A 13,248-nucleotide genomic window follows, 5' to 3' on the forward strand; every position below is an offset into this window, starting at 1 on the left:
GTAGGTATAGGCTTGGAAGTTTGCGGAAAAGAGGATGCATCCATGAGTTATAACGATTTATTTATACGTGCTTGTAAAAGTGAGCCCGTCGACCAGCTGCCGGTTTGGTACATGCGTCAGGCGGGAAGATACGATCCGGATTACCGGAAGATCAAGGAAAAATACAGCCTGCTGGAAATTTGCAAGCAGCCGGAGCTGGCAGCTGAAGTCACGCTGATGCCAGTGAAGAAGTTGGGTGTTGATGCGGCGATTCTATATTCCGATATTATGAATCCGGTTGCTTCGCTAGGCATTGACTTCGATATTGTGAAGAATATCGGGCCGGTCATCGACAACCCGATCCGGACGGCGGCTGACGTGGAGAGACTACGTCCGATCCAGGTGGAGGCCGATCTGCCTCACATCCTGCGTACCATCGAGCTGCTGGTAGCCGATCTCGAGGTACCGCTCATTACCTTTGCAGGCGCTCCGTTCACGATCGCGAGCTATCTGATCGAAGGCAGGCCATCGAAGAGCTATATCCGGACCAAGTCGCTGATGTACGGTGATCCGAAGGTGTGGTTCCAGCTTATGGACAAGCTTGGAGACATGGTGATTACGTACCTGAAGGCCCACGTCGCCTCGGGCGCGAAAGCGTTCCAGGTATTCGACAGCTGGGTGGGTGCGCTCTCTCCGGCGGATTTCCGCGTATTTGTGCTGCCGACGATGCGCCGTATTTTTAGCGAGCTAAGCCATCTGGACGTGCCTAAGATTTATTTCCCGGGCGTCAGCTCTGGAGAGCTGCTGCCTGAGCTGCAGGGTCTCCAGGCGGACGTCATCGGCTTGGACTGGCGGGTGCCGATTAACGAGGGCAGACGCCGTCTGGGCGGCGGCTACGCGGTACAGGGCAACCTGGACCCTTATATACTGACGGCACCGATGTCGGTGATCCAGGAGCAGGCCAAGGCCATTATCGATGAGGGCGTGCGCCAGCCGGGCTATGTGTTTAATCTCGGCCATGGGTTGTTCCCGGAGGCTTCCCTGGAGAAGCTTAAGGAGCTAACGGACTTCGTACATGACTATTCGCGGCAGGCGCTGAAGGAGCAGGCTGCGGTCAAACAAGGGAGCGGCGCATAAGATGAGCGATCTGACGACTAACCAGACGGGCCGCCGGAAAATCGGCGTGCTCGTCATGTCCTACGGGACACCCGAGAGCATCGAGCAGGTCGAGGCTTACTATACCCATATCCGGAGAGGCAATCCCCCGTCGCCGGAGCAGCTTAAGGACCTGACCGACCGGTATGAAGCCATCGTCGGGGGGGTCTTCCCGCTTCGCGAGAATACCGACAATCAGGTCAAAGCGCTGGAGAACCGGCTGAACGAGAAGCACCCGGACGCCGAGTTCGTTTGTTACCAGGGCCTTAAGCATGCGTCTCCGCTCATCGAGGACGGCGTCGAACGGATGGTGGCGGACGGCATTACGGAAGCGGTCGGCGTCGTACTGGCTCCGCATTATTCGATCATGAGCGTGGGCGGCTATATCAAGCGCGCACAGGAGAAGGCGGATGAGCTGGGGCTTAGCATCAGCTTCGTGCGCAGCTATCATCTGCATCCGCAGCTGATCGAAGCGCTCACGATCCGTGTGGAGGAAACGTTGACCCGCTTCCAAGGCGTGGCTAAGGACAAGGTGCTGGTCATGTTCACAGCCCATAGTCTTCCGGAGAAGATACTGGAGATGAAGGATCCTTACCCGGAGCAATTGCTGGAAACCTCGAGGGCGATCGCGGCGAAGGCCGGCGTCACGCAGTGGCAGTTCGGCTGGCAGAGCGCGGGTCAGACCGGCGTTCCTTGGCTTGGTCCCGATCTGCTGGACGTGCTGCGCACGGTTAAGGAAGAGCAGCGGGCAGAGCATGTGCTCGTCTGTCCGGTCGGCTTCGTCTCCGACCATCTGGAGGTGCTCTATGACCTCGACATTGAAGCGCAGAGTACGGCCAAGGAGCTTGGCATTCATCTGGAACGCACGCGCTCGTTGAACACAGATCCTCTCTACATGGAAACCTTGAGCGATGTCGTGTATGAGCGTGCGTTCGCCGCAAAGGAATGACGACTATGGAAACGAGTCCCAGGCGCGCGGTCATTATCGGAGGCGGTATTACCGGTCTGAGCGCGGCCTATTATCTGAAAAAACAGATGGAAGCGGACGGAGTGCCTTACCGGATCACGGTCTATGAGAAAAGCGACTCCTTCGGCGGCAAAATCAAGACGCTCCACCGGGATGGCTTCGTGATCGAGCAGGGACCGGATTCTTTCCTGGCCCGCAAGCCCGCGATGGTGGAGCTGGCCCGTGAGCTCGGTCTTGAGGAGGATCTGACCGGCACGAATCCGAATGCGAAGAAAACCTATATTTTGTCCGGAGGCAAGCTGCACCGGATGCCTCCGGGGCTGATGCTGGGCATCCCGACCCGGCTCGGACCTTTCATGCGCACCGGATTGCTGTCGCCCAAGGCGAAGCTGAGAGCGGCGCTCGATCTGGTGCTGCCGAAGCGTACATCGCCCGAGGATGAGTCGCTGGGGGCCTTTCTGGAGCGGAGACTGGGGCCTGAGGTGCTGTCGCAGATCGCCGAGCCGCTCCTCGCAGGCATCTATGCCGGGGATACGTATTCCCTGAGCCTGCAAGCAACCTTTCCTCAGTTCCACAGCATCGAGCAGAAGCACCGGAGCCTGATTCTGGGCATGATGAAGAACCGCAAGGAAGGCGGTGCAGAAAGCCGCACACTGCCTGAAGCTGCAAAGAATACGACGTTCCTGACGTTCAAGGACGGATTGGAGACGATCATCCACGGGCTGATCGGTGCGCTGGATAATGTGCGGTTCGTGAAGGGCTGTGGCATCTCATCGATTACGCGAGCTGGGGATGGATACGAGCTTGTCCGGGAGGATGGGGAGCTGGAGGAGGCTGATGGCGTCATCGTGACGCTGCCGGCTTATGCGACGGCTGCCTTGCTGGCGGAAGCGGCGCCCGGAGCTGCTGAGGAACTGAAGGCGATCCAGCACGTGTCGGTCGCCAATATCGTCCTGGCTTACGACGAGAACGATCTGAAGGAGAAGCCGGACGGCTCAGGCTTCGTCGTCCCCCGCGGGGAAGGGCGATTCATCACCGCATGTACATGGACGTCGGTCAAATGGCTGCATACGGCCCCTACGGGGAAAGTGCTGCTGCGCTGTTATGTCGGCCGTTCCGGCGACGACCGGTGGATGCATATGACCGAGGATGAAGTGATCCGCGCGGTGCGCAAGGATTTGAAGGAAACGATGGGGATTTCGGCAGAGCCGCTCTTCACGGAGATGACGCCGCTGCTCCGCTCGATGCCGCAGTACCCGGTTGGTCATCTGGAGCGGATTCGCCGTGTCCGTGAAAGCTTGGCCGCCGAGCTGCCTGACGTGCTGGCGACCGGAGCGGCCTTCTACGGCGTCGGGTTGCCCGATTGTATCCGTCAGGGCAAGGAGACGGCGCTGCAGCTGGCCAAGCGGCTGAAGCCAGCAGGCCTCAAGTGAGGGAGCGGCCTGCCGCGTCTGCTCAGGCGGTGCCCAGCTTGCTTAGATTCAAGATCATATCGCTGCCTTGAAAGGTCAGGATCTGCTTTTCCTGAAGATCGCGGATGACCTGCATCAGTACCGGCTTCTGAACCCCGGCAAGCTGCGAAATCTCGTTGTAGTCCAGCATGGTGCGGATGGTGACGATATGACCTTGCCGGGTGCCGTTTTTATTGGCCAGCTTGATCAGGTTTTTGATCACGCGAGACCGGGCATCGAGAAAAGTCAGATCATACACATGTTGGTTCGTCTCACGCAGCCGTCCGCTTAGCTCCTGCATGATGAGCAGACAGATATCGAAGTTGGTGCGGAGCAGCGCCAGGAAGCTGGAGGCGGCCAAGGTGATCATCACGCTGTTTTCCAGCGTCTGGGCAGAGGTGGAACGGGGCTTTCCGTCGATCAGGGACAGCTCTCCGAAGCTATCGCCGGCCTTGAACACTGACAATACTTTCTCTTCTCCGCTTTGCGAGCGATTGTAGATTTTGACCGAACCGCTGAACACGATGTAGAAGATGGAGCCGGGCTCCTTTTCTTCGAACAGGACGGTTCCGCCTGCGAAGGTTTTCTTGTGGCAGATCGCCGCGATGCTGTCGAGCTGCTGGGGACTCAGGCTGCTGAACAGTGGAACATTCCTTAGAAAATCAATCATGATTTCTCCTCGTTTCTCTCTGTATCGGAAGGGGACCGGCAGGTCTGTCCAGCAGATTCCGCCCATTTTCCGGTTCATTATATAGCGGTTTTTCTTAGTTTTCAAGTTAATTTATGGGAAAGGTGTGGGAGGAAATGAGTGAAACTTCCAAGCGGTCGGATGCCCGCTCCGCAGCTGCATTTGAGGAAGCGAAGCAGGTTATTCCGGGCGGTGTGAACAGTCCGGTCCGTGCCTTCAAATCCGTCGGCCTAACGCCGATGTTCATGAAAAGAGGAGCAGGGTCGCGCGTCTATGACATCGACGGCAACGAGTTTATCGATTATATCGGCTCCTGGGGCCCGCTGATCCTCGGTCATGCCCATCCCGAGGTTATTGAGGCTGTAAAGCGCACCGCGGAGCTGGGGACCAGCTTCGGTGCCCCTACGGAGCTTGAGACGGAGATGGCTAAGCTGGTCATTGAGCGGGTCCCGTCGATGGATCTGGTACGGATGGTTAGCTCCGGCACAGAGGCGACGATGAGTGCATTGCGTCTGGCTCGCGGCTATACCGGACGTAACAAGATTGTGAAGTTTGAGGGCTGCTACCACGGTCATGCGGATTCGCTGCTGATTAAGGCGGGGTCCGGTGTCGCTACTTTAGGACTTCCCGACAGCCCTGGGGTACCGGAGAGCGTGGCCGTGAATACGATCACCGTGCCGTACAATGATCTGGAAGCGATCCGTGCTGCCTTCGATAAATTCGGCAGCGAGATTGCGGCGGTTATCGTCGAGCCGGTAGCCGGCAATATGGGGGTCGTCCCGCCACAGCCCGGCTTTCTGCAGGGCCTGCGGGACATCACGAAGGCTCACGGCAGCCTGCTCATCTTCGATGAGGTGATGACCGGGTTCCGTGTCGGCTTGAACTGTGCTCAAGGGCGATTCGGCATTACTCCGGATCTGACCTGTCTCGGCAAGGTCATCGGCGGCGGACTGCCCGTCGGCGCGTATGGTGGCAGACGGGATATTATGGAGCGGATCGCACCGTCTGGCCCGATCTACCAGGCCGGCACGCTGTCAGGCAATCCACTCGCGATGGCGGCTGGTTATACGACGTTGAAGCTGCTAGGTGAGCCCGGCGTGTACGAGAAGCTGGAGCGTCACGGAGCGCGTTTGGAAGAGGGCTTCGCCGCCAATGCGGCTGAGCGGGGCATCCCGCTTACGATCAACCGGATCGGTTCCATGGTGTGCCCATTCTACACGGAACAGGCGGTTACCAATTACGAGCTGGCCAAAACGTCCGATTTGCAGCGATTCAACCAAGTATTCGCTTCGCTGCTCGACCAGGGAGTCAGCATTCCTCCGTCTCAGTTCGAAGGTTTGTTCGTATCGGCTGCCCACACGGACGAAGATATCGAAGCGACCATCGCGGCGCACCGTGAAGCCCTTCGTTCGCTATAATCGCAGCACAACCAAAGAAGAACCCTCCAGCCTTAACTGGCTGGAGGGTTCTTTGCTGATGCATACAAGCGACTCGGGCTCAAGGTGCTCGGCCCACGCACACTATGTACGAGCAAGCTAAGGTGTCTTCGTGCCGGCTGGCGGTTGCGCAGGCGGGTTGGGATCTTGAGCTGTTTTGCCTGCATCGGACTTCTCCGGATTGTTGTTGCCCGAAGCCGGGGATTGCCCGGAGGCGTTAGAGCCTGTGGAACCCGAAGGGGGTTCGCCAGTCTTGGCTGGATTATTGGCCTGTCCGCCTGACGGCGGGGGGGAAGAGGAGTCTGCGGCTCCCGTTCCTGTGTTGTTTCCGGGCGTCGTTCCCTTGGAGCCGGCAGGCGTCTCACTCGGATTCGAATCGCTCTTGCCTGGAGATTGCGTATTGCTGGCAGGCGCCTTGTTGTTATCACTTATGCCGCCGCTTCCTTCTTTGTCCCCCTCCGCGTTGGCAGGGTTGCCGGAGCCTGCTCCAGAGCCGATTCCAGTTCCTTCTCCCTTGCCGGGAGAACCTGTTGCTCCTTTGCCTGTTGTCCCTGTTGGAGGCGATGTTTTGCCGCCGGTAGGAGTGTTTGCTTTATTATCCTTGTTATCTTTACCGTCTTTGTTGTCAGCTGGAGTTCCGCTGCCATTCGGTGTTTTTTCCGTATCATGCTTGACTGAGTCCTGCTTGCCTGGCGTTGTTTTCGTTTTGTCCGTCTCCGTAGCCGGTTTGGCCGGAGGGTTGGAAGGATTGTTCTGCTGCTTGGCTTTCTTCTCGGCCTGCTCGCGCAGGAAGTCCGGATGGTCATAGGAGCCGCCTGCATCGATTTTGTCGATACCATCCCAGATCCTCGGGGCTTTGACAGAGCCCGGGTTATCATAGACCAGGAAGGCCGACGGCAATCTGCGTTCGCCGTACCGGCTGGATGGCTTGGTAACCAGTTCTCCGTCTACGACGAGCTCCGAGGAAGCGCCGCCGTCCAGATTGCCTGCAATGACGCAGCCTTCCTCTAGCAGCAAATCCTGCATTTCCTTGAGGGTCGCCCCGACGCTATGCGTCTGCCGTCCGTCGACGACGATGAAGATCACGGTTCCATCTGCCCGTTGCCCTACAACCGACCGGGGTGCGCGTCCCCAGCCGCCGTCACCGCTGGTGATAAGCGGCTTGCCGTTGGCAATCAGCCGGGGGTAGAAGGAAACGGCTTCCGTAACGCCCATATCCCGCAGCTCGAAGGCGTCGTATTTGCCGACGACCAGACGGCCTTCCTTCGTAAATCCGACGATATGCTGGGGGATGGATCCGTCCTGATCGGTGAAAATTATTTCGCCTTCCGAAACGATCATGCCCAGTGCCGCAAAGCCGTTGCCGAGTCCTTCGGGGTCATTAAACGCACCGCCGTTGAGGCCAGCGACCGCACCGGTTCGATTGACCATAGAGGTGATCCGCTCGCCCTCGCCAACCTTGCTCGGGGTCATGATTTTGATAGTGGTTGGGTCATATACATACATTTTCTTGCCTTTATAGAACTGTGACGAGATATCCTCCACCTTGATAAGTTCATTGATGGAACGGTGTTTTTGGTCATGTTTACGTACGGAAACAAGTCCCAGATTCTGCTCCTCCGCTGCAGCGAGCTCGATGTCGTTCTGCAATTTCTTGACCATCAGGTCACGGCGCTCTGCGCCAACGAAGATCCAGGCCCAACTACGATGCTGAGTTGTAATGACGGTTTCCGCAAGCCACTGGCGGATCTTGCCGCCTGGAGCGGTCAGGTACAGAAAGCTGGATGTAACAAAGGTAAGCAGCGCGATGACAAACAATGTCTTCTTGATCAAACTCCACTGACGAATCGCTTGCAAACTGCCGTTCAAATGCATTCCTCTCCCGTAATAGGGCTCTTGCCCTAATGTGTCTGTGAATCTTCCATACATTCTATCATAACTCGACTGTATTTAACAGGAAATGCGAGAGTCAGATGAAGGGATTACTGGTAGTGTAACCGCTTTGAGAATCGCCTGTGCCTTTGGTAGAATGACATGTAGTACACGTATATGAACGAATGGGGCTGAGCATGTGCTGCAACGATATAGTTTTTTTGGACTGACCCTGGAAACGCTGCTGGTTTTCGGACTGGTGGGACTAGCGCTGGTGATCATTCTGGGCTACGCCTTCTATGAACACAGCCGATTCCGCAAGCAAATCCGGCAACAGGCCGCAAAGGAGACGAACCCGTCATGAATTGGGAGCGAAAAGGAGAGTGGCTGGAGCTTAAGCATAGCAGCGAGCTGGAGGGCCGCGAGCAGGCGCTGGAGCTTGCGGCAGCACTGATCGGAGACAAATGGAGTAAGACGCTGCTGCACAGTGAAGGCATGCTCTGGAACGGCAGCCGTCTCCGTCTGCATCTGTTTCCGCAGGAGAGCGGCGAGCATAGCTCTAATGAAGCAGAAGCGGCCGAACAGGTTGAGCTGCTGTATGAGGATGATTTCTGTCTGGTAGCGGGTAAGCCCGCCGGAATGAAGGTGCATCCGACGGAGCCAGGCGAGAGTGGTTCGCTGTCCCAGACGTTAAGCCTGCTGCTGGAGCGGGAGGGAAGACCATGCCGTCCCCGCCATATTCACCGGCTGGACGCGGATACGACTGGCCCGGTGCTCTTTGCCAAGTATGCATGGGTGCAGAGCAAGCTGGATGTGTGGATGAGCGAGAAGCGGATCGACCGCACGTATGTGGCCTTTGTCCAGGGGCAGGTAGTCCGTCCGAAGGGCCGGCTGGACGGCAGTATCGGACGCGACCGGCATCATCCGACGCGGCGGAGGGTGTCGCCTACGGGCGACCGTGCCGTAACGCGCTACGAGCGGCTGCAGACCTTCAAGGGGGCAACGCTGGTCCGGCTGACGCTGGAGACGGGGCGCACCCACCAAATCCGCGTTCACCTGAGCCATCTGGGACATCCGCTGCTCGGAGATACGCTCTACGGCGGTCCCGCAGACCCGATCGGGCGTCAGGCGCTGCATGGAGAACGACTGACCTTTCCCCACCCGCTGACTGGCGAGCGTATTGGGGTGGAGGCACCATGGCCTATGGATCTGAAGGCGCTCCAGACGCGATTGCAAAAATAGATGTCATGCTCCTTCCGGGAGTGCCATATAAATGGGATAGGACAACGGCGCTCTGGCATCTTCTTTTCTACGGCCCGAGATAGGATGACGAAAGGGAGGACATGACATTGACAACACCATCAAACGGATTGCGGTTCGATATTTACGAACGGGTGCACGTCAGCGATGAAGTGCTCGGCATCAGGCAGTTGGAGGGCGTTGAGCTGGTTCCGCATATTCAGGTGCTCTCGCAGGGAGAACAAGCTCTGCTGCGCGGCAATCTGCTCCTTACCGGGAGCTATGTGGATGAGCAGGAGCGCGAGGGGCAAAGGCTGGAGCATCTGATTCCCGTGGAAATCACGCTGCCGATGAGCCGCGTGACCCGCGTCGAGGAAATCGCCGTAGAGATCGAGAACTTCGACGTGGACCTGCTGTCGCCGCGAAGCCTGAATATTACCGGGGTGCTGTCGCTGAACGGGCTGGAGGTGTCCAGCTCGAGCAACGGAACCGAGCCGGCGTGGCGGGAGACGGAGGAAGAGGTTGTGTTCGTGCACGAGCCTTCGGCAGCACAGCTCGAGGAATACATCTCAGATGTCGAGACTAGGCAGCGTGAGGAGGAGCAGGGGGCTTTTCAGGAGCCGGCGGCGGACCCGGCAAGCTGGCAGGGCAGCCGTCACGAGGAGCCTCACCCCCCGGTGAGTGCGGCGGAGCACGAGAACGAGGAGGAAGAAGCCGAGCCTGTACCGGTTGTGCAATCGGAAGAAGCTGTGAACGAATGGCTTCCGGAGCCAGCGCCCGCAGTTGAGGAAGAGAAGAAGGAGCTGAAGGTTGGCTTCGGGAGCAAAAAAACCTCCGAAGAGCAGCAGACTGCCGCGGCACAAACACCGGCACCGGTAAGTCCGAAGACGGGGGCTTTCGGGCTGTCCTCGCTGATCAACTACAGCGCGTCCAAATCCGAAGCGCGCGCAGCGGAAGAGGCGGCCCAGGCCCAGGCTGCCGCCGAGGCCGCATCGGCGCAGAAGGTGGAGCTGCGCAATCTGCTGTTATCCCGGCGTGGAGAACAGCAGGAGTTCAAGAAGGTCAGGCTGGTGATTGTACAGAAGGAGGACACGCTGGAGACGATCGCCAAGAAATACGAGCTAAATCCGAGGGAACTTATTCTATATAACCGGCTCGGAGATAACGAGCTGGCAGCCGGCCAGATTGTATATATTCCGCGGTAGCGGATGGGGATGTGAACAAAAAAAACGGTCCGGATTAGCCTTCAGAGGCTTGGTCCGGGCTTTTTTTGGCTATACTGGTAGCAGGGAGAGGCTTGGATGAACAAGGCTTATATTGACTCTCACCCTGGGATTGTTTATCATAGAACGCATAAGATGCTGTAATAACGTGGAAAGGGAGTAGTAAGCAGCGAATCCTTCAGAGAGCGGAACCGGCCATAAGCTGAGAGGTTCTGCAGGACGTACCTGTTGAAGTCGCCCCGGAGTTGCCGGATTGAAGCGCTGAGCTTAGATTCGGCCGGTCACAGCCGTTATCTGTACAAGAGCCGTATGCACGCAGTCCGGCGGGAGCTGCCCGCTTGTTAGCGATCCTGCATGCGGAATAAAGGTGGTACCACGGAAGCGTAAGCCTTCGTCCTTTGCGGCGACAGGCTTTTTTTCATGTTTTTCGCGCAGCGCGCAGCGGAAAGTCATATAGGCTCCAGGAAGTCCGGAGAATCAGGTACGATGCCAGCTTCACGCACCGGTCAGCGGACGACAAGAACATGTCATAACTTTATACTTGCTCAAGGAGTGAATCAGGATGGAAGAGAACAAACAAGCGGCGCCGGAAACCTCCATGCCCACGACGTACGATCCGAAGGAAAGCGAGAAGAAGTGGTATGACTTCTGGCTTGAAGGACAATATTTTCAGGCAGGCAACCGGCCTGACGCCGAGCCTTACAGCATCGTCATCCCGCCTCCTAACGTGACGGGCGTGCTGCATATCGGCCATGCGCTCGATATAACGCTGCAGGACATCATGATCCGCTTCAAGCGTATGCAGGGCTACGACGCACTGTGGCTGCCGGGGACCGACCATGCGGGCATCGCGACACAGACCCGAGTCGAGCAGAAGCTGCGCGAGGAAGGGCTGACCCGTTACGATCTCGGACGGGAGAAATTTCTGGAGAAGGTATGGGAGTGGAAGGATCTGTATGCGAATAACATCCGCGACCAGTGGGCCAAGATGGGTCTGTCGCTGGACTATTCGCGCGAACGCTTCACGCTCGACGAAGGTCTCTCCAAGGCCGTACGCGAGGTATTCGTGCGCCGTTACGAAGAAGGCCTGATCTACCGCGGTAAGCGTATCATTAACTGGGACCCGGCAGCGCGCACGGCGCTCTCGGATATTGAAGTCATATACAAGGAAGTGCAAGGGGCTCTGTATCACCTGCAATATCCGGTCAAGGATAGCAGCGAATTCATCGTGGTAGCGACAACTCGTCCTGAGACGATGCTCGGCGATACGGCGGTGGCTGTGCATCCGGAGGATGAGCGGTACAAGCATCTGATCGGTAAGACGCTGGTGCTGCCGATCGTCGGCCGCGAGATTCCGATTGTCGGTGACGACTATGTTGAGAAGGAGTTCGGCAGCGGCGCGGTCAAAATTACGCCGGCCCATGATCCGAACGACTTCGAGGTCGGGCTTCGCCACGATCTGCCACAGGTGCTAGTCATGGACGAATCGGGCAAGATGAACGAGAACGCAGGTCCTTACAACGGCCTGGACCGGTTCGACTGCCGCAAGCAGATCGTTGCGGACATGAAGGAGCAGGGCGTGCTGCTGAAGATCGAGGAGCATGTCCATCAGGTCGGCCACAGCGAGCGCAGCGGCGCCGTCGTCGAGCCGTATTTGTCCACGCAGTGGTTCGTCGCCATGAAGCCGCTGGCCGAGCGGGCGGTTGAGGTGCAGAAGTCTGGCGAAGGTCCAAACTTCGTGCCGGAGCGCTTCGATAGAACGTATACGCATTGGATGGAAAATATCCGCGACTGGTGTATTTCCCGCCAGCTTTGGTGGGGACACCGCATCCCGGCCTGGTACTGCGACGATTGTGGAGAGGTTATCGTCTCGAGGGACGACGTAGAGGCTTGTCCACACTGTGGAGGCCAGCATCTGCGTCAGGATAATGACGTGCTGGATACGTGGTTCAGCTCGGCGCTGTGGCCGTTCTCGACGATGGGCTGGCCGGAGGAGACGGAGGACTTCAAGCGCTATTTCCCTAACAACGTGCTGGTTACCGGCTATGATATCATCCCGTTCTGGGTATCCCGGATGATCTTCAGCTCGTTGGAGCTGACGAACCGTATTCCGTTCAAGGACGTGCTGATCCACGGATTGGTACGCGATGCCGAAGGACGCAAGATGTCCAAGTCGCTGGGCAATGGCGTCGATCCGTTCGAGGTGATCGAGAAATATGGCGCGGACGCGATGCGCTTTATGCTGTCCACTGGCTCGACGCCGGGGCAGGACCTTCGCTTCCGGTGGGAGAAGGTCGAGCAGGCGCGTAACTTCGCCAACAAGATTTGGAATGCGTCTCGCTTTGCCCTGATGAATCTGGAGGGCTTCAGCTACGAGGAGATCGATCTGAGCGGCAAGCTAGGGACGGCCGACCGCTGGATCCTGCACCGCCTGAACGAGACGGTCCGCGATGTGACGCGTCTGATGGATGTGTACGAGTACGGGGAGACCGGACGTTTGCTGTACAACTTCATCTGGGACGATCTGTGCGACTGGTACATCGAGTTCAGCAAGCTGTCGCTGTATGGAACGGACGAAGCCGCCAAGAAGACGACGCAATCCGTGCTGGCCTATGTGCTGGACCGTACGCAGCGTCTGCTGCACCCGTTCATGCCGTTCATCAGCGAGGAAATCTGGCAGCATTTGCCGCATGAAGGCGGGACGATCATGCTGGCGCCATGGCCGGTCTTCGACGGCGTATTTGAAGCGCCGGGGGCTGTCCGAGAGATGGAGCTGCTGATGGATATCATTCGCACAGTTCGCAATATACGTGCCGAAGTGAATGTGCCGATGAGCAAGAAGATCGAGCTGCTGGTGAAGCCGACCGACGGCGAAACGCTCGATATTCTTCAGCGCAACGAAGAGTATCTGCGCCGCTTCAGCAACACGTCTAGCTTGTCGATCGATGCGGCGCTAGCTGCGCCGGATAAAGCGATGACAGGCATCGTGACGGGTGCAGAGCTGTTCCTTCCGCTGGCGGGTCTGATCGACATTGCCCAGGAAATAGCGCGTCTGGATAAGGAACTGAAGACGCTGCACGGCGAGGTTGAGCGGATCGAGAAGAAGCTGTCGAACGAAGGCTTCGTGGCGAAGGCTCCGGCTAAAGTCATCGAAGAAGAAAAAGCGAAGCTGGCGGACTATGCGGACAAACGCGATAAAGTGACGGCGCGCATCGCCGAACTGAAGGGGTGAGCCGCC

General features: G+C 57.8%; 10 protein-coding genes and 1 other annotated feature. Of the genes, 8 read left to right on the forward strand and 2 right to left on the reverse strand.

Annotation, left to right across the window (positions count from 1 at the left end; all coding sequences use genetic code 11):
- Positions 1 to 42: 42 nt before the first annotated feature.
- The 3 genes from hemE to hemG are packed head-to-tail and all read left to right on the forward strand — an operon-like array spanning position 43 to position 3,534.
- The gene (gene hemE / locus WMW72_RS25830; RefSeq protein WP_341418465.1) at positions 43 to 1,116 is read left to right on the forward strand and encodes a uroporphyrinogen decarboxylase; all 1,074 of its coding nucleotides are present in this window, start codon (positions 43 to 45) and stop codon (positions 1,114 to 1,116) included.
- Position 1,117: 1 nt separating this feature from the next.
- Positions 1,118 to 2,083, forward strand: a complete 966-nt coding sequence (hemH, locus tag WMW72_RS25835; protein WP_341418466.1) for a ferrochelatase — start codon at positions 1,118 to 1,120, stop codon at positions 2,081 to 2,083.
- Positions 2,084 to 2,088: 5 nt separating this feature from the next.
- Positions 2,089 to 3,534, forward strand: coding sequence for a protoporphyrinogen oxidase (gene hemG, locus WMW72_RS25840; protein WP_341418524.1), 1,446 nt, complete (start codon positions 2,089 to 2,091; stop codon positions 3,532 to 3,534).
- A 22-nt stretch (positions 3,535 to 3,556) separates the two neighbouring features.
- Here hemG and WMW72_RS25845 read toward each other — a convergent pair whose 3' ends face one another.
- Positions 3,557 to 4,222, reverse strand: a complete 666-nt coding sequence (locus WMW72_RS25845) for a Crp/Fnr family transcriptional regulator (RefSeq protein ID WP_341418467.1) — start codon at positions 4,220 to 4,222, stop codon at positions 3,557 to 3,559.
- A gap of 134 nt (positions 4,223 to 4,356) precedes the next feature.
- On the opposite strand from WMW72_RS25845, the gene hemL reads away from it, so the two are divergent.
- Positions 4,357 to 5,658, forward strand: coding sequence for a glutamate-1-semialdehyde 2,1-aminomutase (gene hemL / locus WMW72_RS25850; RefSeq protein ID WP_341418468.1), 1,302 nt, complete (start codon positions 4,357 to 4,359; stop codon positions 5,656 to 5,658).
- A 117-nt stretch (positions 5,659 to 5,775) separates the two neighbouring features.
- Here hemL and WMW72_RS25855 read toward each other — a convergent pair whose 3' ends face one another.
- A complete protein-coding gene (locus tag WMW72_RS25855; RefSeq protein WP_423227599.1) occupies positions 5,776 to 7,551 on the reverse strand; it encodes a phosphodiester glycosidase family protein in 1,776 nt (591 codons plus the stop codon).
- A gap of 196 nt (positions 7,552 to 7,747) precedes the next feature.
- Between WMW72_RS25855 and WMW72_RS25860 the strand changes: the two genes are divergently transcribed.
- The 4 genes from WMW72_RS25860 to WMW72_RS25875 all read left to right on the forward strand — a co-directional run bounded on the left by WMW72_RS25860 (position 7,748) and on the right by WMW72_RS25875 (position 13,242).
- Positions 7,748 to 7,912 carry a hypothetical protein gene (locus WMW72_RS25860; RefSeq protein WP_341418470.1) on the forward strand — a complete coding sequence of 55 codons (165 nt, stop codon included), beginning with the start codon at positions 7,748 to 7,750 and terminating at the stop codon, positions 7,910 to 7,912.
- Positions 7,909 to 8,790, forward strand: a complete 882-nt coding sequence (locus WMW72_RS25865; protein WP_341418471.1) for an RluA family pseudouridine synthase — start codon at positions 7,909 to 7,911, stop codon at positions 8,788 to 8,790. The genes WMW72_RS25860 and WMW72_RS25865 overlap by 4 nt, the downstream gene beginning before the upstream one ends.
- Positions 8,791 to 8,897: 107 nt before the next feature.
- Entirely contained in the window at positions 8,898 to 9,992 is a 1,095-nt protein-coding gene (locus WMW72_RS25870) for a LysM peptidoglycan-binding domain-containing protein (protein WP_341418472.1), read from the forward strand.
- A 158-nt stretch (positions 9,993 to 10,150) separates the two neighbouring features.
- Positions 10,151 to 10,412 (forward strand) — a binding site (T-box leader).
- A gap of 160 nt (positions 10,413 to 10,572) precedes the next feature.
- On the forward strand, positions 10,573 to 13,242 hold the full coding sequence (locus WMW72_RS25875) for a valine--tRNA ligase (RefSeq protein WP_341418473.1): 2,670 nt from the start codon (positions 10,573 to 10,575) through the stop codon (positions 13,240 to 13,242).
- The last annotated feature ends 6 nt before the right edge of the window (positions 13,243 to 13,248 follow it).

Source organism: Paenibacillus filicis, from assembly GCF_038070315.1.
Taxonomy (GTDB): domain Bacteria; phylum Bacillota; class Bacilli; order Paenibacillales; family NBRC-103111; genus Paenibacillus_G; species Paenibacillus_G filicis.